At 65.0% G+C, this 24224-nt stretch carries 19 protein-coding genes and 1 pseudogene; 16 read left to right on the plus strand and 4 right to left on the minus strand.

Features of this window, described 5'->3' with window-relative positions; genetic code table 11:
- Nucleotides 1-309: 309 nt before the first annotated feature.
- The 14 genes from V5279_RS10825 to V5279_RS10890 all read left to right on the plus strand — a co-directional run bounded on the left by V5279_RS10825 (nucleotide 310) and on the right by V5279_RS10890 (nucleotide 16718).
- The gene (locus V5279_RS10825) at nucleotides 310-2577 is read left to right on the plus strand and encodes an acyl-CoA dehydrogenase (RefSeq protein WP_338697171.1); all 2268 of its coding nucleotides are present in this window, start codon (nucleotides 310-312) and stop codon (nucleotides 2575-2577) included.
- Nucleotides 2577-3860 (plus strand): acetyl-CoA C-acetyltransferase, encoded by a 1284-nt coding sequence (locus V5279_RS10830; RefSeq protein WP_338697172.1) that lies wholly within the window; start codon nucleotides 2577-2579, stop codon nucleotides 3858-3860. Before V5279_RS10825 ends, V5279_RS10830 begins: the two co-directional genes overlap by 1 nt.
- A 2-nt stretch (nucleotides 3861-3862) precedes the next feature.
- Nucleotides 3863-5959 (plus strand): 3-hydroxyacyl-CoA dehydrogenase NAD-binding domain-containing protein, encoded by a 2097-nt coding sequence (locus V5279_RS10835; RefSeq protein WP_338697174.1) that lies wholly within the window; start codon nucleotides 3863-3865, stop codon nucleotides 5957-5959.
- Nucleotides 5960-6048: 89 nt separating this feature from the next.
- Nucleotides 6049-6402: an acyl-CoA thioesterase gene (locus V5279_RS10840; RefSeq protein WP_051346527.1), complete on the plus strand. Its 354-nt coding sequence runs from the start codon at nucleotides 6049-6051 to the stop codon at nucleotides 6400-6402.
- A 174-nt stretch (nucleotides 6403-6576) separates the two neighbouring features.
- Entirely contained in the window at nucleotides 6577-6771 is a 195-nt protein-coding gene (locus V5279_RS10845) for a hypothetical protein (RefSeq protein ID WP_338697176.1), read from the plus strand.
- A gap of 76 nt (nucleotides 6772-6847) precedes the next feature.
- A complete protein-coding gene (locus V5279_RS10850) occupies nucleotides 6848-7543 on the plus strand; it encodes an HAD-IA family hydrolase (protein WP_338697178.1) in 696 nt (231 codons plus the stop codon).
- A 142-nt stretch (nucleotides 7544-7685) separates the two neighbouring features.
- On the plus strand, nucleotides 7686-8513 hold the full coding sequence (locus tag V5279_RS10855; RefSeq protein WP_166214359.1) for a DeoR/GlpR family DNA-binding transcription regulator: 828 nt from the start codon (nucleotides 7686-7688) through the stop codon (nucleotides 8511-8513).
- Between the two features lie 342 nt (nucleotides 8514-8855).
- Nucleotides 8856-10400: a glycerol-3-phosphate dehydrogenase gene (gene glpD, locus V5279_RS10860; protein ID WP_338697182.1), complete on the plus strand. Its 1545-nt coding sequence runs from the start codon at nucleotides 8856-8858 to the stop codon at nucleotides 10398-10400.
- Nucleotides 10397-11536: an ABC transporter ATP-binding protein gene (locus V5279_RS10865; protein WP_338697184.1), complete on the plus strand. Its 1140-nt coding sequence runs from the start codon at nucleotides 10397-10399 to the stop codon at nucleotides 11534-11536. Before glpD ends, V5279_RS10865 begins: the two co-directional genes overlap by 4 nt.
- A 12-nt stretch (nucleotides 11537-11548) precedes the next feature.
- Nucleotides 11549-12634 carry an ABC transporter ATP-binding protein gene (locus V5279_RS10870; RefSeq protein ID WP_338697186.1) on the plus strand — a complete coding sequence of 362 codons (1086 nt, stop codon included), beginning with the start codon at nucleotides 11549-11551 and terminating at the stop codon, nucleotides 12632-12634.
- Nucleotides 12634-13536 (plus strand): carbohydrate ABC transporter permease, encoded by a 903-nt coding sequence (locus V5279_RS10875; RefSeq protein ID WP_029082997.1) that lies wholly within the window; start codon nucleotides 12634-12636, stop codon nucleotides 13534-13536. Before V5279_RS10870 ends, V5279_RS10875 begins: the two co-directional genes overlap by 1 nt.
- Nucleotides 13536-14342, plus strand: a complete 807-nt coding sequence (locus V5279_RS10880) for a carbohydrate ABC transporter permease (RefSeq protein WP_029082996.1) — start codon at nucleotides 13536-13538, stop codon at nucleotides 14340-14342. The genes V5279_RS10875 and V5279_RS10880 overlap by 1 nt, the downstream gene beginning before the upstream one ends.
- Nucleotides 14343-14532: 190 nt before the next feature.
- Nucleotides 14533-14859: a DUF2160 domain-containing protein gene (locus V5279_RS10885; RefSeq protein ID WP_029082995.1), complete on the plus strand. Its 327-nt coding sequence runs from the start codon at nucleotides 14533-14535 to the stop codon at nucleotides 14857-14859.
- Nucleotides 14860-14975: 116 nt separating this feature from the next.
- A complete protein-coding gene (locus tag V5279_RS10890) occupies nucleotides 14976-16718 on the plus strand; it encodes an ABC transporter substrate-binding protein (RefSeq protein WP_166307367.1) in 1743 nt (580 codons plus the stop codon).
- Between the two features lie 194 nt (nucleotides 16719-16912).
- On the opposite strand, the gene V5279_RS10895 is transcribed toward V5279_RS10890, so the two are convergent.
- The 4 genes from V5279_RS10895 to V5279_RS10910 all read right to left on the minus strand — a co-directional run bounded on the left by V5279_RS10895 (nucleotide 16913) and on the right by V5279_RS10910 (nucleotide 21185).
- Entirely contained in the window at nucleotides 16913-18016 is a 1104-nt protein-coding gene (locus tag V5279_RS10895) for an alkene reductase (protein ID WP_338697189.1), read from the minus strand.
- 85 nt (nucleotides 18017-18101) lie between these two features.
- Entirely contained in the window at nucleotides 18102-18962 is an 861-nt protein-coding gene (locus V5279_RS10900; protein WP_338697191.1) for an SDR family NAD(P)-dependent oxidoreductase, read from the minus strand.
- Nucleotides 18963-19082: 120 nt separating this feature from the next.
- Entirely contained in the window at nucleotides 19083-19586 is a 504-nt protein-coding gene (locus tag V5279_RS10905; RefSeq protein ID WP_338697193.1) for a DUF1993 domain-containing protein, read from the minus strand.
- 279 nt (nucleotides 19587-19865) lie between these two features.
- Nucleotides 19866-21185, minus strand: coding sequence for a lytic murein transglycosylase (locus V5279_RS10910; RefSeq protein WP_414645944.1), 1320 nt, complete (start codon nucleotides 21183-21185; stop codon nucleotides 19866-19868).
- Nucleotides 21186-21396: 211 nt separating this feature from the next.
- Here V5279_RS10910 and V5279_RS10915 point away from each other — a divergent pair.
- Together V5279_RS10915 and htpX are read left to right on the plus strand one after the other, a co-directional pair.
- Nucleotides 21397-23052 (plus strand): annotated as a pseudogene (locus tag V5279_RS10915) (ATP-binding protein).
- Nucleotides 23053-23270: 218 nt separating this feature from the next.
- On the plus strand, nucleotides 23271-24203 hold the full coding sequence (gene htpX / locus V5279_RS10920; protein WP_338697196.1) for a zinc metalloprotease HtpX: 933 nt from the start codon (nucleotides 23271-23273) through the stop codon (nucleotides 24201-24203).
- The last annotated feature ends 21 nt before the right edge of the window (nucleotides 24204-24224 follow it).

Raw genomic sequence — 24224 nt, forward strand, 5'->3', positions numbered from 1 at the left:
CCCGCAAGCGGGAGAGGTGCAGGGAGTCTGCCGCGAGACCGATCGAACTTGGTTTCACCCGCCGGCGCCATCTCCCGCTACCTGATTGTCGTACCTCAGCTTTCGGAACTGAACGCGTGGCGTGCCGTTAACAAAACGGCGCCTTGCCGCGTCAATTTCGCTTTATCTGCAAGGCGAAGTGTTCACCCGTGACCGGCACTTTCGGATAACATGGAGCATGATCCGAAAAAGTGGAGACCGGTTTTTCGAGAAGATCATGCTCCCAACATAAAGCTCCTATCCGCGCCGCCGATCCATGAGGACCCCACCATGAGCTTCCGCCGCGACTTCATCACCAAGCCGATCTTCTCCTGGGCGCGTGGCGTGCTGCCGACCATGTCGGACACCGAGCGCGAGGCACTGGAAGCCGGCGACGTCTGGTGGGACGCCGATCTCTTCACCGGCAATCCCGACTGGTCGAAATTGCTGACGTTCGCGCCGGCCAAACTGACCGACGAGGAGAACGCCTTCCTGCACGGTCCGGTCGACGAGCTCTGCAAGATGCTCGACGAGTGGAAGATCAACTGGGAATGGCGCGATCTGCCGCCCGAGGTGTGGGCCTTCATCAAGGCCAAGAAATTCTTCGGCATGATCATCCCGAAGGAATTCGGCGGGCTCGGCTTCTCGCCCTATGCGCATTCCGAAGTGGTGCGAAAGATTTCGTCGCGCTCGCTGACCGCGGCCGTCACCGTGATGGTGCCGAACTCGCTCGGGCCGGGCGAGTTGTTGATGCGCTTCGGCACCAGGGAGCAGCAGGACAGATGGCTGCCGCGCCTGGCCGCCGGCCAGGACATTCCGTGCTTCGGCCTGACCAGCCCGGAGGCCGGCTCGGACGCCGCCTCGATGATCGACACCGGCATCATCTGCAAGGGCAATTTCGAAGGCCGCGAGGTGCTTGGCCTCAAGCTGAACTGGCACAAGCGCTACATTACGCTCGGCCCGGTCTCAACGCTGCTCGGCCTCGCCTTCAAGGCCTATGATCCCGATCACCTGGTCGGCAGCGAGGAAGAGCTCGGCATCACCGTTGCGCTGATCCCGACCCATCTGCCCGGCGTCTCGATCGGCCAGCGCCATCTGCCGGCAATGCAGGTGTTCCAGAACGGCCCGAACTGGGGCCGCGATGTCTTCATCCCGCTCGACTACATCATCGGCGGCCAAGAGCGGATCGGCCAGGGCTGGAAGATGCTGATGACGGCGCTCGCCGCCGGCCGCGGCATCTCACTGCCGTCACTGTCGGCCGCCGGCGCCGCTTATGCCGCGCGCACCACCGGCGCCTATGCCCGCATCCGCGAGCAGTTCGGCATCTCGATCTCGAAATTCGAGGGAATCGAGGAGCCGCTGGCACGCATTGCCGGTACGGCTTATCTGCTCGACGCCGCGCGGCGGCTGACCTGCGCCGCGCTGAACGAGGGGCATCATCCCGCCGTCATCTCCGGCATCATGAAGCTGCACGCCACCGAGCGGATGCGGACCGCGATCGACGACGCCATGGACATCCATGGCGGCAAGGCCGTGATCGACGGGCCGCAAAACTATCTCGGTGGGCTCTATCGCTCGGTGCCGGTCGGCATCACGGTCGAGGGCGCCAACATCCTGACCCGCAATCTGATCGTGTTCGGGCAGGGCGCAATCCGTGCGCATCCTTATCTGTTGCAGGAGATGAATGCGCTCGGCGAGGCCGATCGCGACAAGGGCCTGACTGCGTTCGACACCGCGTTCTGGAAGCATGTCGGCCACAGCTTTGCGACCATGTTCCGCGCCTGGGGCCGCAGCTGGAGCTTTGGTCTGTTCGCACCGGCGCCTGACGCCGGCGAGGCCACCGAATTCTATCGCCAGCTGTCGCGCTATTCGTCGGCGTTCGCGCTCTGCGCCGACATGGCGCTGCTGACGCTCGGCGGCGCGCTGAAGCGCAAGGAGATGCTCTCCGCCCGCTTCGGCGATATCCTCTCCGAGCTCTATTTGCTGTCGGCCGCGCTGAAGCGGTGGCAGGACGAGGGCCGTCAGAAGGAAGATCTTCCGGCGCTGCAATGGTGCATGGCGTCGGGCTTCAAGACCATCGAGAACCGCTTTGCGGAAATCCTCGCCAATCTGCCGAACCGCTTTGTCGGCTGGATGCTGAAATTCCTGATCCAGCCGTTCGGCGCTCGCGTCACCGGTCCGTCTGATCGTGTCGTGCATCTCTGCGCGCAACTCGTGCTGTCGCCGTCGGCGGCACGCGACCGCCTGACGCCGGACCTCGCCTTTGTCGAGGATGATGGCGGCATCGCGCGGCTGGAGAAGGCCTTCCGCCTCGTCACCGAGGCCGACGATGCCGCCAAGCAGCTGCGCGCGGCGCGGCTGCATGACTGGAAGGAGGGCGTCAAGAAGGGCGTCATCACCGAGGCCGACGGCGAGAAGCTTGCCGCCGCCCACGAGGCCGTCGCAAAAGTCATCGAGGTCGATGATTTTGCGCCGGAGGCGCTGTCCCCGATTTACAAGAAAACCGCCGACGTGCATCAGTTCTTCCAGGAACTGGGTGAGCAGAGGGCGGCGAGCTGATGGCGCGACAAGTCTTTATCGTCGACGGCAGCCGGACGCCGTTCCTGAAGGCGCGCTCCGGTCCCGGCTCGTTCACCCCGGTCGATCTCGCCGTGCAATGCGGCCGGCCGCTGTTGGCGCGACAGCCGTTTGCGCCCACCGCCTTTGATCAGGTGATCCTCGGCTGCGTCAACGTGATCGCCGACGAGATGAACCCGGCGCGGGTCGCAGCACTCCGGCTTGGCATGGGCGAGAAGATGGTCGCCTTCACAGTGCAGATCAATTGCGGCTCCGGCATGCAGTCGATCGACACCGGCTACCGCTATATCCGAGAGGGCACCTCCGATCTGATCCTCGCCGGCGGCGCCGAGGCGTTGAGCCACGCACCGCTGGTCTGGCCCAATTCCGGCGTGCGCTGGTTTGCCGGCTTTGCCGGCGCCAAGGGTCTAGGTGCCAAGATCGCCGCCGCGCTGAAGGTCAAGCCGAGCTACTTCAAGCCGATCATCGGCCTCGAGCGCGGGCTGACCGACCCGATCACCGAGCTCAACATGGGGCAGACCGCCGAGAAGGTCGGGCACCTCTTCGGCATCACCCGCGCCCAGTCCGACGCCTACGCCGCCGAGAGCCACCAGCGGCTGGCCAACGCGCAAAAGGAAGGCTTCCTCAAGGGCGAGGTCGAGACCGCATTCGCCCGCGACGGCAAGTTCTACGACCATGACGACGGCGTCCGCCCGGACTCGACAGCGGAGACGCTGGCGAAGCTGAAGCCGGTGTTCGAGCGTCCGTGGGGCCAGGTCACCGCCGGCAATTCCTCGCAGATCACCGATGGCGCCTCCTGGGTGATCCTGGCGTCCGAAGCCGCCGTTGCAAAGCACGGGCTGACGCCGAAGGCTGTCATCCTCGACAGCCAGTGGTCGGCGCTCGATCCCTCGATCATGGGCCTCGGTCCGGTGCTGTCGGCAAGCGCGCTGCTCAAGCGCAACGAGCTGACGTTGCAGGACGTCGAGACCTGGGAGTTGAACGAGGCGTTTGCGACGCAGGTGCTGGGTTGCCTCGCCGCCTGGAATGACGACAAATTCTGCCGCGAGATTCTGGGACTTGACGGCGCGGCCGGCGAGATCGATCGCGCCAAGCTGAACGTCGATGGCGGCGCGATCAGCCTTGGCCATCCCGTAGGCTGCAGCGGCAACCGCATCGTGCTGCATCTGGTCAATGCGATGAAGCGGCTCGGCACCAGGCGCGGCGTCGCCACCGAATGCATCGGTGGCGGGCAGGGCGGCGCGATGTTGATAGAGACGGTGTGATCATGGATTCACGGATCATGGACGTTCTCGCCGACCGCGTGCTCGAACTCGGGCCGGCGCCGGCCGCCGACAGCCCGTACAGGAACTTCAAGCTGACGCGTGACGAGGACGGCATCGCCTGGCTGCTGTTCGATCGCGCCGGCGCCAGCGCCAACACATTGTCCGCCGATCTGCTCGAGGAGCTCGATGCCATCGTTGCGGCGCTGGAGAGCCAGCGGCCGGCCGGCCTCGTGGTGCGCTCGGCGAAAAAGAGCGGCTTCATCGCCGGCGCCGACGTCAACGAGTTTCGCGGCGCCAGCGACCCGCGCGCGGTCGAGACCGAGATCGGCCGGGCGCATGCCGTGATCGACCGGCTAGAGGCGCTGCGCGTGCCGTCGGTCGCCGTCATCCACGGCTTCTGCCTCGGCGGCGGCCTCGAGGTCGCGCTGGCCTGCCAGATGCGGATCGCGATCGATGATGCGCGGTTCGGCTTCCCCGAGGTGATGCTCGGGCTGCATCCCGGCCTCGGCGGCACGGTGCGCTTCACCGAGCTGGTCAATCCGATGCAGGCGATGACCTTGATGTTGACCGGCAAGACGATCGACGCGCGCCGCGCCAAGTCGCTCGGTCTGGTCGATGCCGTCACCCAGGAGCGCCATGTCCGCAACGCGGTGAAGGACGCGGTGTTCGGCCGGCTGAAGCGCGCCAAGCCGGGCGCGCTCAATACCATCCTCAATTTCGGTCCGGTCAGGGGCTTCCTGGCCTCGCGAATGCGCAGCGAGGCCGAGAAGGCCGCGCCGCGCAAGCACTATCCGGCGCCCTCAGCGCTGATCGATCTCTGGGAGAAGCACGCCGGCAACCGCGCGGCGATGCTGAATGCGGAGAAGGCCTCGTTCGCCAATCTGATGGTGACGCCGACCGCGCAGAATCTGATCCGCGTCTTCTTCCTGCGCGAGCAGATGAAGAAGGCGGCGGGCGGCGGCAACAAGGTTGCGCACGTCCATGTCATCGGCGCCGGCGCGATGGGCGGCGATATCGCGGCCTGGTGCGCCAACCAGGACATGCGCGTCACGCTCGCCGACATGAAGGCCGAACCGATCGCGGGCGCGATGAAGCGCGCGTCGGAGCTGTTCGGCAAGATCACGCGCAGGAAGATCGACCAGCGCGACGCGCTCGACCGGCTGATCCCCGACATGGACGGCGAAGGCGTCCGTAACGCCGATGTGATCATCGAGGCGGTGCCGGAAAAGCTCGAGTTGAAGCAGAAGGTCTACGCCTTGCTCGAACCGAAGATGAAGCCGGGCACGATCCTCGCCACCAACACGTCGAGCATCCCGCTGCAGGACCTGCGCACCACCCTGGCGCGGCCGGAGCGGCTGCTCGGCCTGCACTTCTTCAATCCGGTGTCGCGGCTGCAACTCGTCGAGGTCGTCAGCCATGACGGCACCGATGCCGCCATGCTCAAGGAGGCGCTGGCCTTCGTCGGCGCCATCGACCGCCTGCCGCTGCCGGTGAAGAGTTCGCCGGGCTTCCTCGTCAATCGCGCGCTGACGCCATACATGCTGGAAGCGATGATGATGCTGGACGAGAAGACCGACCAGCGCCTGATCGATGCGGCGGCCGTCGAGTTCGGCATGCCGATGGGCCCGATCGAGCTCGCCGACCAGGTCGGCCTCGATATCTGCCTCGATGTCGGCGACATGCTGCGCTCGAAGTTCGGCGATACGCTGCCGCCGACGCCCGCGTGGCTGCGCGAAAAAGTCGCCAAGGGCGAGCTCGGCCGCAAGACCGGCAAGGGTTTTTACACCTGGAAGGACGGCAAGGCGGAGAAGGCGCCGTTGCCGGAGACCGGTCCGAAGGTGACGGACGAGATGATCGATCGCCTGGTGCTGCCGATCTCGAACGTCTGCGTCGCCGCCTTGCGCGAGGGCATTGTCGACAATGCCGACATGGTCGACGGCGCGATGATCTTCGGCACCGGCTATGCGCCGTTCCGCGGCGGCCCGCTCAATTATGCGCGCAGTCGCGGCGTCGACAATGTGGTGTCGACGATGCAGGCGCTGATGCGTAAGTTTGGCGGACGGTTTGCACCGGATACCGGCTGGGAGGCCTTCAAGTGACCGAGACCCAAGCGCCCGAAACTCACGCCCACGCGCCGCCGATCAACGGCAACGAGCCGCAGGGCGATCTCTGCATCCGCACGCTGGCGATGCCGGCCGACACCAACGCCAATGGCGATATCTTCGGCGGCTGGCTGCTCAGCCAGATGGACGTCGGCGGCGGCGTGTTCGCCTCCAAGCTGGCGAAGTCGCGCACCGTGACGGTTGCGATCGAGGCGATGAATTTCCGCAAGGCGGTCTATGTCGGCGATCTCGTCTCGGTGCACGCCAACCTCGTGCGCGTCGGCCGCACCTCGATCACGGTGCATCTCGAAGCCTGGGTGCTGCGCCGCCGCGAGCAGCAGTCGATCCTCGTGACCGACGGCAATTTCACCTACGTCTCGATCGACGAGCAGGGCCATCCGCAACCGATCCAGCGCGACGGCGCGACGATCGAGACCTGAACTCTACGCGCGCCTGTGTCGCTGATTCGGCGCGAGAGCAAACGCGACGAAACTGAGTCCGGAGCGTGGTTTGATTGCAAAGGACCGGAGCTGCGGCGCTTCGCCTCGCAAAAATACCCGAGGAACAAACAGCCAGTCACTCCGTTGTCGGCCCGAGTCAAATCGAGGCCGACAATGTCCGACAGTTACGTGATCGAAGTGAGTTCTCAGACAGCGGGTATCGTGGTGCGCGATAGGCGTGGTTATCAGTTCTTTGCTGCGTCGCAACTTTTCCAGCGCTTGGAAGGCCAGATCTTCCGCAACGCCCGCGAGGCTGAGCGCGCGGCGCGCCGGCTCCTCAGCGGTCAGCCCGTGCTGATGGCGTCGTAACTGACCTTGGCGCGTCATTTGCGCGTGCCGCAATTACCTGTATTGATGCATCCGGGCTCACGGAAACATCTCTCGGATGTCGCAGGCACATGGCAGAGCGTCGCAGACACAAGGCAAGGCGCTGCTGTTCGATATCGACGGCACGCTCGCCGATACCGATCCGCTCCATCTGGCAGCGTTCAACCGCGTGCTCGGTCCTCACGGGCATGTGTTCGATCACGCGCGCTTCGGCAAGGAGCTGCAGGGCTTCTCCAACGCCTCGATCGGCGATCGCTTCCTCGCACATGAGCCGCCGGATCGCCGCGCAATCATCCTTGGCGAGAAGGAGCGGACATTCCGCGAACTGGTCAGCGGCCAGATCGTGCCGGTGCCGGGATTGATGACGCTGCTCGACCGGGCTGATCACGCCGGCGTGCCCATGGTAGCGGTGACCAATGCGCCGCGCCCGAATGCTGAGCTGCTGCTCTCGGGACTGGGCATCGCGCATCGCTTCAAGGCTGTCGTGATCGGTGACGAATTGGCACACGGCAAGCCGCATCCATTGCCCTATCTCGAAGGACTGCGCCTCGCAGGCGCGTCGGCATCGGCCTCGCTGGCGTTCGAGGATTCGCGGTCCGGCGTGCAGTCCGCGACGGCCGCAGGCATCGCGACGATCGGGATGCGAACCGGGCTCAGTCATGCCGATCTGCTCGCGGCCGGCGCGGTCGCGAGCGCGGCGGCGTTCGACGATCCCGAATTGATCCGCCGGGTTGCATTGGCCATGTCTTGGTAGGGGCTGCGTGGTGAGGAATCGCGCAGGCACCCACCGCCTCGACATTGCTGCAACGCAGTTCTTAACCCCACTGATGCTTGCTCGTTGACCTCGGTGCCGAACGGTCGCAACATGGGAGACTCGCCGTTTCAAGGGGGCCGCCGTGGCCGGACTCTCCCATCGCCAGACTGAAATCCTCAACATCGCGCGCGCATTCGGCCGGGTCATGGTCGAGGATCTCGCCAGGCGATTCGAGGTGTCGGCGCAGACCATCCGCAAGGATCTCAACGACCTCTGCGACCAGCGCTCGCTGACCCGCATCCATGGCGGCGCGATCATCGCCTCCGGCGTCGAGAACCTCGCCTATGAGGCGCGCCGCTTCGTCGCCGCCGAGGAGAAGAAGGCGATCGGCGCCGCCGCGGCCGCGCGGATTCCGAACGGCTGCTCGTTGTTCATCAATATCGGCACCACGACGGAGGAGGTCGCGAGCGCGCTGACCTCGCATGAGGACCTCCTGGTCATCACCAACAACCTCAACGTCGCGATGCTGCTGTACCGCCATCCGCGCATCGAGGTGGTGGTCGCCGGCGGCACGGTGCGCCGCGCCGACGGCGCGGTGGTCGGCTCCACCGCGACGCAGCTGATCGGCCAGTTCAAGGTCGATTACGCCATCATCGGCGCATCCGCGATCGACGAGGAGGGCGCGCTGCTCGACTTCGATTATCGCGAGGTGCAGGTCGCGCAGGCGATCATCGCCAACGCGCGCAACGTCATGCTGGTCTCGGATTCGACCAAGCTTCGCCGCAGCGCGCCGGTGCGCATCGCGCATATGAGCCAGATCCAGACCTTCGTGACCGACTCGCCGCTCCCCGCGGGCCTCGCCAACATCTGCCACAGCCGCGGCATCGAAGTCGTCGTCGCGATGGACAAGCCGCAGAGCGATCTCGACGACAATGCTGAGCCCGCACCGGCGACGCTGCGCAGCGCGTAAGCCGAGGCCGTCCTCTCCGCGTAGGCGAATTAGCCGCGCCTTCTATTTTAATCCCGTCACCCTGAGGAGCGCGTAGCGCGTCTCGAAGGGTCGACGGCCACCAGCGGGGCCGTGCACCCTTCGAGGCTCGCTCCGCTCGCACCTCAGGGTGACGGGGTGCTGTCGTCGCATGGGGTAACGGCGAGAGGTTTGTGGACTCGCTGCCCCAGCCGCGATCACCTCGCCCAAAAAATCCACAGCCAAAGTTCCCTGTTTTCACTTTGCTTTCGTTTTTGGTTGTGATCTACTCCAATCCGAAAGTAAAACCGTCAAAGCGAAAACGGTTGCCGGGGGAAGCGTTCTTTGGACCAGATTTACGACCTCGCCATCATTGGAGGCGGCGTTAATGGCTGCGGCATCGCGCGCGATGCGGCGGGCCGGGGTAACTCTGTTTTCCTCTGTGAAATGAATGACTTGGCCAGCGGGACGTCGTCCTGGTCGACCAAGCTCGTGCATGGCGGTCTGCGCTATCTCGAATATTACGAGTTTCGTTTGGTGCGCGAGGCGCTGATCGAGCGCGAGATTCTCTGGCAGATCGCGCCCCATATCATTCGTCCGCTGCGTTTCGTTTTGCCGCACCACGCCGGCCTGCGCCCGGCCTGGCTACTGCGGCTCGGCCTGTTCCTTTACGACCACATTGGCGGCCGTCACTTGCTGCCGGCGACGCGCTCGGTCGATCTGACGCGCGACGTGGTCGGCAAGCCGCTGATCCCGGGCCGCTACACCAAGGGCTTTGAATATTCCGACTGCTTCGTCGACGACGCGCGGCTGGTTGCGCTGACCGCGCGCGATGCCGCCGATCGCGGCGCCGAGATCCGCACCCGCACCCGCGCGGTCGAGATCAGGCAGGTCGACGGCGTCTGGCATCTCACGGTCGAGGACAGCGTCAGCGGTGCGCGCAACACCATCAAGGCACGCGTGCTGGTCAATGCCGGCGGTCCCTGGGTCGAGCAGGTGCTGGCGTCGGGCGCCGGTGTCAACGCGCGCGCCAAGGTGCGGCTGGTGCAGGGCTCGCACATCGTGGTGCCGAAGCTCTACGACCACGACCGTGCCTACATCTTCCAGAACGCCGACGGCCGCATCATCTTCGTCATTCCCTATCAGGACGATTTCTCGCTGATCGGCACCACCGATCGCGACTATGACGGCGATCCGGCCAAGGTGAAGGCGTCGCAGGAGGAGATCGAATATCTCTGCGCCTCCGCCAGCGCCTATCTTGCCAAGCCGGTGAAGCCCGAGGACGTGGTCTGGAATTACTCCGGCGTGCGTCCGCTGTATGACGACGGCGCCAGCGATGCCAAGGCGGCGACCCGCGATTACGTGTTCGAGCTCGATACGCCCGGCGGTGCGCCGCTACTGTCGATCTATGGCGGCAAGATCACGACCTATCGCCGTCTCTCCGAGGAGGCGCTGGAGCGGCTGTCGCCTTACCTCCGCGGCACAAAGGCGCAGGAGGGTTGGACCGGCAAGGCGCCGCTGCCCGGCGGCGACATGGATGTCTCCGCGGTCGCGGCGCTATCGGCCGAATTGGTTCGCAACTACCCGTTCCTTACGCAACAGCACGCCAATCGTCTCGCGCATGCCTACGGCACGCGCGCCAGCAAAGTCTTGGGCAATGCAGCATCGGCCGAAGATCTCGGCCGCTCGTTCGGCGCCACCTTGACGGAGAGCGAAGTCAGGTACCTGATGGCAAACGAATGGGCTCGGACTGCGGACGATGTCGTCTGGCGACGATCCAAGCTGGGCTTGCGGATGACGGCGGGTGAAATCGCCGCGCTCGACGAGTGGATGCTCGCCAACCGCGTGTCCGGTGAACGTCCCCTCCGCGAAGCGGGAGGACGGGCATGAGCGTCACACTGCAGAATGTCACGCGGACCGTGGATGGCATTGCGACCATCCGCGACGTGTCGCTGACGCTGGAGCGCGGCACGCTCAGTGTGTTGCTCGGGCCGACGTTGTCGGGCAAGACCTCGATCATGCGGCTGCTCGCCGGCCTCGACAAGCCGACCACCGGCCGCGTGCTGGTCGACGGCAAGGACGTCACCGGGGCGGACGTGCGCCAGCGTTCGGTCGCGATGGTCTATCAGCAGTTCATCAACTATCCCTCGCTCACGGTTTACGAGAACATCGCCTCGCCGCTGCGGGTGCAGGGCAAGCCGCGCGCCGAGATCGAGAAGCGGGTGGCGGAAGCCGCCGGCCTGCTGCGGCTCGAGCCGTTCCTAAAGCGCACGCCGCTGCAGCTCTCCGGCGGCCAGCAGCAGCGCACCGCGATTGCCCGCGCGCTGGTCAAGGGCGCCGATCTCGTGCTGCTCGACGAGCCCTTGGCCAATCTCGATTACAAGCTGCGCGAGGAGCTGCGCGCCGAGCTGCCGCGCATCTTCGAGGCCTCCGGCGCGATCTTCGTCTACGCCACCACCGAGCCGTCGGAAGCGCTGCTGCTCGGCGGCGACACCGTGTGCATGTGGGAAGGAGAGGTGCTGCAAATCGGCGCGACGCCGAAGGTCTACCGCCATCCCGACACGCTGCGCGTCGCCCAGGTGTTCTCCGATCCGCCGCTCAACATCATCGGCATCGAGAAGAAGGGCGCCCAGGTGATCTATGCCGGCGGCGAGCAGGCGCCCGCGGCCGGCCTTTACGCCACGCTGCCCGACGGCATCTACAAGATCGGCTTCCGTGCGCACCAGCTCGAGGTCGGTAGCTCCGCAGCCGGCCGCCACAAATTCTCCGCCACCGTGACGGTGACCGAGATCACCGGCTCGGAGAGTTTTGTGCACGTTCATGTCCACGATTCGAACTGGGTCGCGGTGCTGCACGGCGTGCATGAATATGAACCCGGGCAGGTGCTTGAAGCCGCGCTCGATCCCGAAAACATCTTTGTGTTTGACGCCGCTGACCGCCTGGTCGCGTCGCCCGCGACCGCGTTTGCAAGCGAATTGTATGGCGATTCGCTTGCGGCACGCGCGTCGGCCAGCAAGAGCAATTGAGGGAGATGCCCGATGGCCCGCATTGACCTCGTCGATCTCGCGCAGTCCTACAGCGGCAATGATGCGCCGCCGGAATCCTTTGCGCTGAAGCCGGTGACGATGACCTGGCGGCAGGGCGGCGCCTATGCGCTGCTCGGGCCGTCCGGCTGCGGCAAGACCACGCTGCTCAACCTGATCTCCGGCATCGTGATCCCGTCGCGCGGCAAGATCCTGTTCGACGGCCAGGACATCACGCCGCTGTCGACGCAGAAGCGCAACATCGCGCAGGTGTTCCAGTTCCCTGTGATCTACGACACCATGACGGTCGGCGAGAACCTGGCCTTCCCGCTGAAGAACCGCGGCGTCGCCAAGGCCGAGGTCGATACGCGGGTCAGGCAGATCGCCGATCTGCTCGACCTCACGCCGTACCTGAACCGCAAGGCGACCCGGCTCACCGCCGACGCCAAGCAGAAGATCTCGCTCGGCCGCGGGCTGGTGCGCTCCGACGTCGCCGCGGTGCTGTTCGACGAGCCGCTGACCGTGATCGATCCCGAGCTGAAGTGGCAGCTGCGCTCGAAGCTGAAGGCGCTGCATCGCGAGCTCGACCTCACGATGATCTACGTCACCCACGACCAGACCGAGGCGCTGACCTTTGCCGACACCGTCGTCGTGATGCATGACGGCCGTGTGGTGCAGAGCGGCACGCCGGCCGAATTGTTCGACAAGCCGGCGCATACCTTCGTCGGCTATTTCATCGGCTCACCCGGCATGAACATCGTGCCCGCCGAGGTCAGTGGCCACGAGGCGCGGGTCGACGGCCATGTCATCGGCCTGAATCGAAACTATGGTGTGCTGCCGGCGGGCAAGAAAATCGAGATCGGCGTGCGGCCCGAATTCGTCGACGTCGCGGCGCCGGCACCTGGCCTGCTGTCGGCCACGATCGAGCGGATCGACGATCTCGGCCGCATCCAGTTTGCCCGTGTTCGCGTCGGCAACACCAAATTCGCCGCGCGCGTGCCGCCGGGCTTCTCGGTCTCCGGCGATACCGCCGGGCTGATCTTCAATCCCGCGCATGTCCACGTCTATGCCGACAGCCATTTGGTGGAAGGGGTCGCCTGATGGACAAGACGATCAACCAAAAAGCCTGGTTCCTGGTGCTGCCGGTGTTCCTGGTGGTGGCGTTCTCGGCGGTGCTGCCGCTGATGACCGTCGTGAACTATTCGATGCAGGACACCTTCGGCAACAACCAGTTCTTCTGGAACGGCGTCGGCTGGTTCAAGGAGCTGCTCGATCCCTCGACCGATCTCGGCGGCCGCTTCCTGGCCTCGCTCGGTCGCAATTTGTTGTTCTCGGCGATCATCCTCGCGATCGAGGTGCCGCTCGGCATCATCGTCGCGCTGTCGATGCCGCGCGAGGGCTGGAGCGTCGCGGCCTGTCTCGTCATCCTCGCGCTGCCGCTGCTGATTCCGTGGAACGTGGTCGGCACCATCTGGCAGATCTTCGGCCGGCCCGACATCGGCCTGCTGGGCTATACGCTGAACCATCTCGGTATCAACTACAATTACGTCTCCAATGACCTCGACGCCTGGGTCACGGTGATCGTGATGGACGTCTGGCACTGGACCAGCCTCGTCGCGCTGCTGTGCTACGCCGGCCTGAAGTCGATCCCCGACGCCTATTACCAGGCGGCGCAGATCGACGGCGCCTCGCGCTGGGCGGTGTTCAAGGCGATCCAGCTGCCGAAGATGAACCGCGTGCTGCTGATCGCGGTGCTGCTGCGCTTCATGGATAGTTTCATGATCTACACCGAGCCGTTCGTGGTCACCGGCGGCGGCCCGGGCAACTCCACCACCTTCGTCTCGATCGAGCTCGTCAAGATCGCGCTCGGCCAGTTCGACCTCGGCAAGGCCGCGGCGCTGTCGCTGGCCTACAATCTCATCATCCTGATCGTGTGCTGGGTGTTCTACACCGTGATGACCAATGCCGGCGCCGAGCGTCCGGTCAAGGGAGGAGCGGCATGATGCATTCGATCCCCGGCCGCCGCCTCATCATGGCGCTGTTCCTGATCTTCCTGCTGTTGCCGATCTACTGGCTCGTCAACATGAGCTTCAAGACCAACGCCGAGATCGTCTCGACGATGACGCTGTGGCCGCATACGCCGACGCTGCAGCACTACAAGCGCATCTTCACCGACGAGAGCTGGTATTCGGGCTATATCAATTCGCTCGAATATGTCGTGCTCAACACCATCATCTCGATCGCGGTGGCATTGCCGGCGGCCTATGCGTTCTCGCGCTACCGCTTCCTCGGCGACAAGCATTTGTTCTTCTGGCTGCTGTCGAACCGCATGGCGCCGGCGGCGGTCTACGCGCTGCCGTTCTTCAACCTGTATTCGGCGATAGGCCTGTTCGATACGCCGTGGGCGGTTGCGCTCGCGCACTGCATCTTCAACGTGCCGCTGGCGGTGTGGATCCTCGAAGGCTTCGTCTCCGGCGTGCCGCGCGAGATCGACGAGACCGCCTTCCTCGACGGCTATTCGTTCCCGCGCTTCTTCATCAAGATCCTGGTGCCGCTGATCGCGAGCGGCATCGGCGTCGCCGCCTTCTTCTGCTTCATGTTCTCCTGGGTCGAGCTCCTGCTGGCGCGCACGCTGACCTCGGTGCAGACCAAGCCGATCGCGGCGATCATGACGCGCACGGTCTCCGCCGCCGGCATGGACTGGGGGCTGCTTGCCGCCGCCGGCGTGCTCACCATCATTCCGGGCGCGCTGGTGATCTGGTTCGTCCGCAACTACATCGCGCGCGGCTTCGCGCTCGGCCGGGTCTAGGATGATGATGAAGCAATCAGGCAGCATCTCAACGCCGGACTTCACCTCTCCCATGGGGAGAGGTCGGATTTGGCGCGGAGCGGCAAATCCGGGTGAGGGGTTTCGCTCGATCGATAGACCGTACCCCCTCACCCCAACCCTCTCCCCATGGGAGAGCGGGCGCAGCGCATCGTGTGGAGGGATTTGAGTCATGGAATCCATCGCATGGATGGCCTGGACGCTGCCGACCGCGATCTTCTTCGCGCTGTTGGCCTCGACGCTCGGCGCCATGACCTGGCTCGCGGCGGTCTATCCGGAGGCCGAGCGGGTCGGCGTGCTGCGCATCCCGACCACGCGCGGCGATCGTTTGTTCATTTCGCTGGTGCTGGCGGCGGTGATCCACCTTTTGTGGATCGGCCTCGTCGGCACCGATACGATCTTCACGCTGCCGATCGGGGAGGGCGTGGAGATTTCGAGCCTGTGGCTCGCAACGCTGATTTCGCTTCTTTCAGCCGTCGCGATTTTTCGCACCGTCTGACGAAAGCGAAGAAGAGCAGATCCGGGGTCTACCCGGGCCTGAGGTTTTGGTTTGTCGCTGCAACCGGAGGAAACTATATGCCACATTTGAGAACGACAAAGGATAGTCTTTTGACTATGACCAGCGCCGCCGCGCTGATCGCAGCTTCGCTCGCGGTCGCCGCGCCGGCGCGTGCGGCCGATGAAGCCGTGATCCAGAAGTGGATCGCGGAATTCCAGCCCTCGACGCTGTCGAAGGCAGACCAGAAGAAGGAGCTCGAGTGGTTCGCCAAGGCCGCCGAACCCTTCAAGGGCATGGAGATCAACGTCGTGTCGGAAACGATCACGACGCACGAATATGAATCGCAGACGCTGGCCAAGGCGTTCTCCGAACTCACCGGCATCAAGCTCAAGCACGACATCATCCAGGAAGGTGACGTGGTCGAGAAGCTGCAGACCCAGATGCAGTCCGGCAAGAATGTCTATGACGGCTGGATCAACGACTCCGACCTGATCGGCACGCACTTCCGCTACGGCCAGACCATCGTGCTCTCGGACTACATGAAGGGTGAGGGCAAGGACGTCACCGACCCGATGCTCGACGTCGACGACTTCATCGGCAAGTCGTTCACGACCTCGCCGGACGGCAAGCTCTATCAGCTTCCCGACCAGCAGTTCGCGAACCTCTATTGGTTCCGCTACGACTGGTTCACCAACCCCGACTACAAGGCCAAGTTCAAGGCCAAGTATGGCTACGAGCTCGGCGTGCCCGTGAACTGGTCGGCCTATGAAGACATCGCCGAGTTCTTCACCAACGACATCAAGGAGATCAACGGCGTCAAGGTCTATGGCCACATGGACTATGGCAAGAAGGATCCCTCGCTCGGCTGGCGGTTCACCGACGCCTGGCTGTCGATGGCCGGCAACGGCGACAAGGGTATCCCGAACGGCCTGCCGGTCGACGAGTGGGGCATCCGGATGGAAGGCTGCCGTCCGGTCGGCTCCTCGGTCGATCGTGGTGGCGACACCAACGGTCCGGCCGCGGTCTACTCGATCACCAAGTATCTCGACTGGCTGAAGAAGTATGCCCCGCCGCAAGCCCAGGGCATGACGTTCTCGGAAGCCGGCCCGGTGCCTGCGCAGGGCAACATCGCCCAGCAGATCTTCTGGTACACCGCCTTCACCGCCGACATGGTGAAGCCGGGCATCGCCGTGATGAACGCGGACGGTACGCCGAAGTGGCGTATGGCTCCGTCGCCGCACGGCTCGTACTGGAAGGAAGGCATGAAGCTCGGTTATCAGGACGCCGGTTCCGCCACGCTCTTGAAGTCGACCCCGCCGGATCGCCGCAAGGCAGCCTGGCTCTATCTGCAGTTCATCGTTTCCAAGTCGGTGTCGCTGAAGAAGAGCCATGTCGGTCTCACCTTCATCCGTGAGTCCGATATCTGGGACAAGTCGTTCACCGAGCGTGCGCCGAAGCTCGGCGGCCTGATCGAGTTCTACCGCTCGCCCGCGCGCGTGCAGTGGACCCCGACCGGCAACAACGTGCCCGACTATCCGAAGCTCGCGCAGCTGTGGTGGCAGAACATCGGCGATGCGTCGTCCGGTACCAAGACGCCGCAGCAGGCGATGGACGCGCTCGCCGCGGCCCAGGATTCGGTGATGGAACGTCTTGAGAAGTCCGGTGTGCAGGGTGCCTGCGGACCGAAGCTGAACAAGAAGGAATCCGCCGAGTTCTGGTTCAAGAAGGCCGAGAAGGACGGCACCATCGCTCCGCAGCGCAAGCTCGCGAACGAGAAGCCGAAGGGCGAAACCGTCGACTACGACGCGCTGATCAAGTCGTGGCCGGCCACCCCGCCCAAGCGCGCCGAAGCCAAGTAAGGCAGGCGTACCAGCCCACGCCATCCGAACACGACGAAAGGCCGGGAGCGATCCCGGCCTTTTTTGTTTTCTCCATTGTCATCGCCCGGCTTGACCGGGCGATCCAGTACGCCGCGGCGTCTCGATCAATCGCTGGCGTCTCTGGAATACTGTCATGCCCCGCCTTCGCGAAGCATGACAGTCTTTGGTCCACTCTACTCCGCCGCCTCGGTCGCCTTCAGCGTCGGATAGTCCGTGTAGCCCTTGGCGCCGCCGCCATAGAAGGTCGTCTTGTCCCACTCGTTGAGCGGAGCGCCGGCCTTGAGCCGCTCGACCAGGTCGGGGTTGGAGATGAACGGCTTGCCGAACGCGATCAGGTCGGCGGCGCCGGCCTCCAGCACCTTCTCGGCCAGCGCGAAGTCGTAGCCGTTGTTGGCGACGTAAGCCTGCTTGAAGCGCTTGCGCAGCGAGGCGTAGTCGAACGGCGCGATGTCCCGCGGGCCGCCGGTCGCGCCTTCGATGACGTGAATATAGGTCAGCTTCAGCGCGTTGAGCTGATCGACAATGTAGTCGAACAGCAGCTGCGGATTGGAGTCGGAGACGTCATTGGCCGGCGTCACCGGCGAGATGCGGATGCCGGTGCGATCGGCGCCGGCCTCGGCGGCGACCACCTTGGAAACCTCAAGCATCAGCTTTGCGCGGTTCTCGATAGAGCCGCCGTAAGCGTCGGTGCGCTTGTTGGTGCTGTCCCTCGCGAACTGGTCGAGCAGATAACCATTGGCGCCGTGGATCTCGACGCCGTCGAAGCCGGCAGCCAGCGCATTCGCGGTGCCGCGCTTGAAGTCCTCGATGATCCCGGGGATTTCCGACAGCTCGAGCGCGCGCGGTTCGGAGACGTCGGCAAAGGTGCCATTGACGAAGGTCTTGGTCTTGGCCTTGAGCGCGCTCGGCGCCACCGGCGCACCGCCGTTCGGCTGCAACGCGACATGCGAGATGCGGCCGACATGCCAGATCTGGATGAAGATGCGGCCGCCGCGCTCATGCACGCGGTCGGTGACCTTGCGCCAGGCCGCGACCTGCTCCTTCGAATAGATGCCGGGCGTGTCCTGATAGCCCTGGCCCTGCTGCGAGACCTGGCTCGCCTCGGATATCAGCAGGCCGGCGGAGGCGCGCTGGCCGTAATAGTCCACCGCGAGCGGGCTCGGCACCATGCCAGGCGGCACCGCGCGGTTGCGCGTCAGCGGCGCCATCACCAGGCGGTTCGGCAGCGTCAGCGCGCCGAGCTTGAAGGGTTCAAGGAGTTTGGTCGGTTGGCTCATGGATATGTCCCAGGGAGTGACGAATGGAGAAGAGTTGTGCATTGCGGCGACAAGCGCAATGGCCGAGGCATTCGCGGACCGCAGGTTAGCTGCGCACAATCCCGCCCATGTGGCCGGCATCGAGGAACAGGGTGTGCGCGTTCACATAGGAGGATTCATTCGAAATCAGGAACAGCGCAGTATAGGCGACCTCCCAGCCGGTGCCCTGCCGGCCGAAAGGCACTGTCACGGCGCGGTCCGTCCGCCTGCGGCTGGCGTCGCGGCCCATCGGCGTATCCATGAAGCCGGGCGCGATCACATTGCAGCGAATGCCCTTGTCCTCGCCGGCTCGCGCGATCGCCCGTCCCAGCGCGATCTGCGCCGCCTTGGAGGATTCATAGGCCGGGTTGCGGCCACCGGCGCGCTGGCTTGCCATCGAGGAGATCAGGATGATCGCGCCACCGAACGCCATCACCTCGAGCGCCTTCTGCGCGAACAGCATGTGGCTGCGCACATTGACCGCATAGTCGCGGTCCCAGGCTTCTGCCGTCATTTTGGGCAGCGACAGGCCGGAGGAAATGCCGACATTCAGCGCCAGCCCGTCGAGCCCGCCGAGCGTTTGCGCGCAGCGCTCGACCGAAGGCGCGATCGCTGCAACGTCGGAGACATCGACCACATCGGTGAAGGCCTTGCCGCCTTCCTTGCTGATCTGCGCGACGGTGTCGTCGGCGGCTTCCTTGTTGACGTCGAGGCAGGCGACCGAGGCGCCCTCGCGCGCGAACAGCACGCTCATCGCGCGGCCGTTGCCGATCGGCGGCTCAGCGTCCACGGTGGTGCGCTGTCCCGCGCCGACCACGATAATGCGCCGGCCGTTGAGGCGGCCGTGGTTCTTTGCCAGTCCCAGCGCTTCGGCATGCAGCGACGCGGATGGATCGATGGCTTTCGGTGCGTGGGTTGTGGTCGACATGGCGCGCTCCCTGACGTCTTGTTGTTGTCAGGGAGCAGTAGCACGGCCGTGCGTGCGAGGCGACGTGTCCGCCGTAGCGTTGGCGAGAGGTGAGAAAATCCCGCCGCGGGGAATATCGCGTCAGCTCACGCCGAGGAAATCGCGCTTGCCGATCTCGACGCCGTTGTGGCGCAGGATGCCGTGCGCGGTGACGGCGTGGAAATAGAAGTTCGGGAACGAAAACGCGTTGAGGAACTGCTGGCCCTTCAGGGTCATGGTGCGGCCGGGGCCGACCGGGAAGGTGACGTCCTTGGCATCGCCGCCGTCGAACTGCTCCGGCTTGAACGACTTCACATAGTCGATCGTGTTGGCGAGCCGCTGCTTCAATTCGGCGAAGGTGGTCTCGGTGTCGGGTGTCGACGGCACATCGCTATGCGTCAGCCGCGCGCAGCCTCTCGCGGCGTGATCGCAGACCAGCTGTACCTGCTTGGTCAGCGGCAGCATGTCCGGATAGAGCCGCGATCCGAGCAGCACCTCGGGCGCGATCTTCTTCGCATCGCAATGCGCCTCGGCCTTGCTGAGCAGGCCGCTAAGGCTGTTGAGGATCTGCAGATAGGCGGGGACGACGGCGTCATAAAAGGACATGTGTTGCTCTTCTTGGTTCTGATGAAATCCAAATCTGCCGAACGGCGATGCTGCAAATGGGGCTGCGAAGGGAAGAATACAACCGCGGAAGGCTGTAACACTTGGTCAAATATTTCCCGAGGGGCGCCCTCGTAATCCGTCATCCTGAGGAGCCGCGAAGCGGCGTCTCGAAGGATGCACGGCCCCACTGGTGGCCGTCGACCCTTCGAGACGCGCTGCGCGCTCCTCAGGGTGACGGTTCAAGCGCACTGCTCGCTACGCAGAAAGCTCAAGGACGTCCTACCGCATCCCCGGCATCGCGGCTTCCGCCGGCTGCGCCCGCGGTCCGCGCATCCGGGCCAAGAGCTCCGTGGTCGGCCAGGAATCCGCGGGCAGGCCATACTTCATCTGCATCGCCTTGACCGCGCTGCGGCTCGCCTGTCCGAGCACGCCGTCGACCTTGCCGACGTCGTAGCCGGCGCGTGCCAAGAGCGACTGTAGCTCCTTGATCTCGTTGAACGGCAGCTGCGCGACCGGCGCGTGAGGGCGCTGCATCGGCGGCGCGCCGGCAATGCGGCCGGCGAGATAGCCGGCGGTGGTCGAATAGATCAGCGAGTTGTTCCACTCGGTGTAGGCGGCGAAATTCGCGTAGGCGAGGAATGCCGGGCCCATCCGGCCCATCGGCAGCAACAGCGAGGCCGGCATCTCGTCATTGGCGAGCGGCTTGCCGTCGGTCGTGGTGACGCCGAGCGCAGCCCATTTCGAGCGCGGCAGCTTGATGGTGAGGTCGGCCTGGTCCCAAGGGAAATTCGCGAAGTTCGTTGCCTGCGGCACGCGCACCTCCTGCAGCCACGGCTCGCCGCGCCGCCACTTCAATCCGTTGGCGATGTAGTTCGCGGTCGAGCCGATCACGTCGGGGCCGCTGGCAAGCAGATTGCGATGGCCGTCGCCGTCATAGTCGACGGCGTAGTTGAAATAGTGCGTCGGCAAGAATTGCGTCTGGCCGAGCTCGCCGGCCCACGAGCCGATCATCTCGTCGGGCGTCAGGTCGCCGCGCTCGATGATCTTCAGCGCCGCGATGGTCTCGCCCTGGAACATCTCCGAGCGGCGGCAATCATAGGCCAGCGACACCAGCGATTTCAGCGTCGGCAGATTGCCCATCTGGACGCCGAAGTCGCTCTCCAGTCCCCAGAACGCGGCGATCACCGCCGGCGGCACGCCATACTCCTTCTCGGCGCGCGCGAACGCGGCCGCATATGTCTTGATGTATTGCTGGCCCTGCTGCATCCGATAGTTCGCGGCCATGCGGCCGGCGAACTGGGTGAAGATCTGCCCGAACACGCGCTGGCCGCGGTCGCGGTTGACGATGCCCTGGTCATAGATCAGGTACGGCGCGCTCTCCGCGATCGTGCGTTGCGAGACGCCGGCGGCCATCGCCTTCTGCTTCAGCTCAGTGAGGAAGCGATCGAAGCTCTGCCCGGCATGGCAGGACGCAGCCCGCGGCGAGGCGGCGACCACCGGGCGCGGCCTGACGGGCGCGGGACCCGCAGGGTTGGGCAGCGGCTGCTGCGCCGAGGCGGCCGTCGAGAGCGCCAGCGCCGCCGCTGCTACAGCGATCATGATCGGGGCGCGGAGGGAAGATGCTGGCATCGATGTCACCGGCTGGATCGGGGATAGGGCCCGCCCTGCATACACCAGGGCGACACCGGGCAACAACGGGGGTGCCGCCGCTAGACCAATTGGCCTTCGGCAGTGTGAATAGCCGCCGCTATGATCGGCCGGTGATTCGCGGGCAGGGGTGTCGGCGGATCGATCACGCCCGGAGGGAGCCATGTGGAGTTTTCTCGAGCGTCTTTTGGATTCGTCGACGCTTTCGCCGCACGGCATCTGCCTGCTGTGGGAGCCGGAGCTGATCTGGCTCCACGTGATTTCCGACGCACTGATTGCCGCTTCGTATTTCTCGATCCCGTTTGCGCTGGCGATCCTGGTCTCCAAGCGGCGCGATTTCCAGTTCGGCTGGATGGCCTGGCCGTTCGCCGCCTTCATCCTCGCCTGCGGGCTGACCCATGTGTTCTCGATCTACACGCTGTGGGTGCCGATCTACGGTCTCGAAGGCCTGCTCAAGGCGCTGACCGCGATTGCCTCGATCTTCACCGCGGTCCTGCTCTGGCCGCTGATCCCGAAAATCCTGGCGATCCCGACCGAGGCGCAGCTGCGCGAGGCGCATGTCGCGCTCGCCGAGGAGGGACGGCAACGCCAGCGCTCGGAAGTCCTGCTTGAGCGCTTCCGCGAGGCCGAAGCCAATGAGAGCAAGATCCGCCAGGCGCAGAAGATGGAGGCGGTCGGCCAGCTCACCGGCGGCATCGCCCACGACTTCAACAACATCCTCACCGTCATCACCGGCACCATCGACATTTTGTCCGAAGCGGTCACCCATAACCGGCAGCTGGTCGAGATCACCTCGCTGATCCGCGACGCCGCAGACCGCGGTGCTTCGCTGACGCGGCATCTGCTCGCGTTTGCGCGCAAGCAGCCGCTGCAGCCGAGCGACGTCGACGTCAATGCGCTGATGGTCGATACCATCGAGCTGCTGTAGCCGACCATCGGCGACCATGTCGACATCGATTTTCGCGCCGCACTCGATCTGCCGCGTGCGCTGGTCGATTCCAACCAGCTCGTCACCGCGATCATCAACCTCGCGCTGAACGCGCGCGACGCGATGCCGAAGGGCGGCCGGCTCACGATCGAGACCCGCACCGCCGAGCTCAAGCCTTCAGACGTGCACGGCCATGACGGGCTCGCCGCCGGCGACTATGTCGCGATCGCGCTGACCGACAACGGCCAGGGCATCGCGGAAGCCGATCTGGCAAAAGTGTTCGAGCCGTTCTTCACCACCAAGGATGTCGGCAAGGGCACCGGACTCGGGCTTTCCATGGTCTATGGCTTCGTCAAGCAGTCCAACGGCCACATCGTGCTCGACAGCGAGGTCGGCCGCGGCACCCGCGTCATGCTCTATCTGCCGCGTGCGGCAGTGGTCTCGCCGGCCGCGGCGCCGGAGCGGCGGCAGCCGGATGTTCGCGGCGCGCAGGAAATCGTGCTCGTGGTCGAGGACGACAAGCTGGTGCGCTCCTACGTGCTGACCCAGATCGAGAGCCTCGGCTACACCACGCTGTCGGCCAACAGTGGCTCTGAAGCGCTCGCCGTGCTCGACAGCGGCGCGCCGGTCGATTTGCTGTTCACCGACGTCATCATGCCCGGCGCGATGAACGGGCGCGAGCTCGCCACCGAGGCGCAGAAGCGGCGGCCCGGCCTGTGCGTGCTGTTCACGTCGGGCTACACCGAGAATGCCATCGACCAGGACGGCAAGCTCGAGCAGGGCATCCTGTTCCTCGGAAAGCCCTACAGCCGGGCCCAGCTCGCCCGCATGCTGCAGGTGGCGCTGCGCGAGGGGGAGCGGCAGCTCGCGCGGCAGGAGCCGGCGGAGTAGGCGCGATCCCGCAGCCCGGATGAAGCGAAGCGATATCCGCGGCGGTGGTCCCGCATGTCGCTTTCGCTCATGCGGGCTACAATCTGCCGCAGATGACCGATCGTTAATCCCCGCCGCGTCGCTGCGACGCACTGGTTCCCCTTGCGGCGCGCGCAGCAAAATCCCTACCTCAGCGGCGTCAGTTGTGGCAGCATTCCGCTCGCCGTGAGGGAACCACGATGAACTATTTCCGCACCGCGCTCCTGCTTGCCGGCCTCACCGCCCTGTTCATGGGCGTCGGCTATCTGATCGGCGGCGGCACCGGCGCCGTGATCGCGCTGATCGTCGCGGCTGCGACAAACCTGTTCGCCTACTGGAATTCCGATCGCATGGTGCTGTCGATGTACGGCGCCCATCAGGTCGATGCGCGTTCCGCGCCCGAACTCTATGACCTCGTCGCTGAGCTCGCGCAACGCGCAAGCCTGCCGATGCCGCGCGTGTTCCTGATGGACGAAGCGCAGCCCAATGCATTTGCGACCGGCCGCAATCCGGAGAACGCCGCCGTCGCCGTCACCACGGGTCTGATGCAGCAGCTCAGCCGCGAGGAGCTCGCCGGCGTGATCGCGCACGAGCTTGCGCATATCAAGCATCACGACACGCTGACCATGACCATCACGGCGACGATCGCCGGCGCGATCTCGATGCTGGCGCAGTTCGGCATGTTCTTCGGCGGCAACCGCAACAACAACGGCCCCGGCATCATCGGCTCGATCGCGATGATGATCCTGGCGCCGCTCGGCGCTGCGCTGGTGCAGATGGCGATCAGCCGCACCCGCGAATATGCCGCCGACAATTATGGCGCGCGCATCGTCGGGCAGCCGATGTGGCTGGCGTCCGCGCTTGCGAAGATCGAGAACGCCGCGCATCAGATGCCAAACATGGAGGCCGAGCGCAATCCGGCCACCGCGCATATGTTCATCATCAACCCGCTGTCGGGCCACGGCGTCGACAATCTGTTCAGCACCCACCCCTCGACCGCGAACCGCATCGCGGCGCTGCAGCAACTCGCCGCCGAGCTCGGCACCCAGACCGCGCCGCTTTCCACCGGCGCAAGCTATCCGCCGCGCAGCCCGTGGGGCGGATCACAGGGCCAGCGCGGCCCGTGGGGCTGAAGGTTCTGGGCTGAATATCCT

The organism is Bradyrhizobium sp. 26S5, assembly GCF_036923295.1.
Classification (GTDB): Bacteria; Pseudomonadota; Alphaproteobacteria; order Rhizobiales; family Xanthobacteraceae; genus Bradyrhizobium; species Bradyrhizobium septentrionale.

Excerpts from the sequence above, each read along its gene's own strand:
- V5279_RS10895 (WP_338697189.1), bottom strand. The coding sequence starts at position 18,016 with ATGAGCCAACCGACCAAACTCCTTGAACCCTTCAAGCTCGGCGCGCTG.
- V5279_RS10850 (WP_338697178.1), top strand. The coding sequence starts at position 6,848 with ATGTCGCAGGCACATGGCAGAGCGTCGCAGACACAAGGCAAGGCGCTG.
- V5279_RS10905 (WP_338697193.1), bottom strand. The coding sequence starts at position 19,586 with ATGTCCTTTTATGACGCCGTCGTCCCCGCCTATCTGCAGATCCTCAAC.
- V5279_RS10845 (WP_338697176.1), top strand. The coding sequence starts at position 6,577 with ATGTCCGACAGTTACGTGATCGAAGTGAGTTCTCAGACAGCGGGTATC.
- V5279_RS10830 (WP_338697172.1), top strand. The coding sequence starts at position 2,577 with ATGGCGCGACAAGTCTTTATCGTCGACGGCAGCCGGACGCCGTTCCTG.
- htpX (WP_338697196.1), top strand. The coding sequence starts at position 23,271 with ATGAACTATTTCCGCACCGCGCTCCTGCTTGCCGGCCTCACCGCCCTG.
- V5279_RS10865 (WP_338697184.1), top strand. The coding sequence starts at position 10,397 with ATGAGCGTCACACTGCAGAATGTCACGCGGACCGTGGATGGCATTGCG.
- V5279_RS10825 (WP_338697171.1), top strand. The coding sequence starts at position 310 with ATGAGCTTCCGCCGCGACTTCATCACCAAGCCGATCTTCTCCTGGGCG.
- V5279_RS10875 (WP_029082997.1), top strand. The coding sequence starts at position 12,634 with ATGGACAAGACGATCAACCAAAAAGCCTGGTTCCTGGTGCTGCCGGTG.
- V5279_RS10885 (WP_029082995.1), top strand. The coding sequence starts at position 14,533 with ATGGAATCCATCGCATGGATGGCCTGGACGCTGCCGACCGCGATCTTC.
- V5279_RS10890 (WP_166307367.1), top strand. The coding sequence starts at position 14,976 with ATGACCAGCGCCGCCGCGCTGATCGCAGCTTCGCTCGCGGTCGCCGCG.
- V5279_RS10835 (WP_338697174.1), top strand. The coding sequence starts at position 3,863 with ATGGATTCACGGATCATGGACGTTCTCGCCGACCGCGTGCTCGAACTC.
- V5279_RS10910 (WP_414645944.1), bottom strand. The coding sequence starts at position 21,185 with ATGATCGCTGTAGCAGCGGCGGCGCTGGCGCTCTCGACGGCCGCCTCG.
- V5279_RS10900 (WP_338697191.1), bottom strand. The coding sequence starts at position 18,962 with ATGTCGACCACAACCCACGCACCGAAAGCCATCGATCCATCCGCGTCG.
- V5279_RS10880 (WP_029082996.1), top strand. The coding sequence starts at position 13,536 with ATGCATTCGATCCCCGGCCGCCGCCTCATCATGGCGCTGTTCCTGATC.
- V5279_RS10840 (WP_051346527.1), top strand. The coding sequence starts at position 6,049 with ATGCCGGCCGACACCAACGCCAATGGCGATATCTTCGGCGGCTGGCTG.
- V5279_RS10870 (WP_338697186.1), top strand. The coding sequence starts at position 11,549 with ATGGCCCGCATTGACCTCGTCGATCTCGCGCAGTCCTACAGCGGCAAT.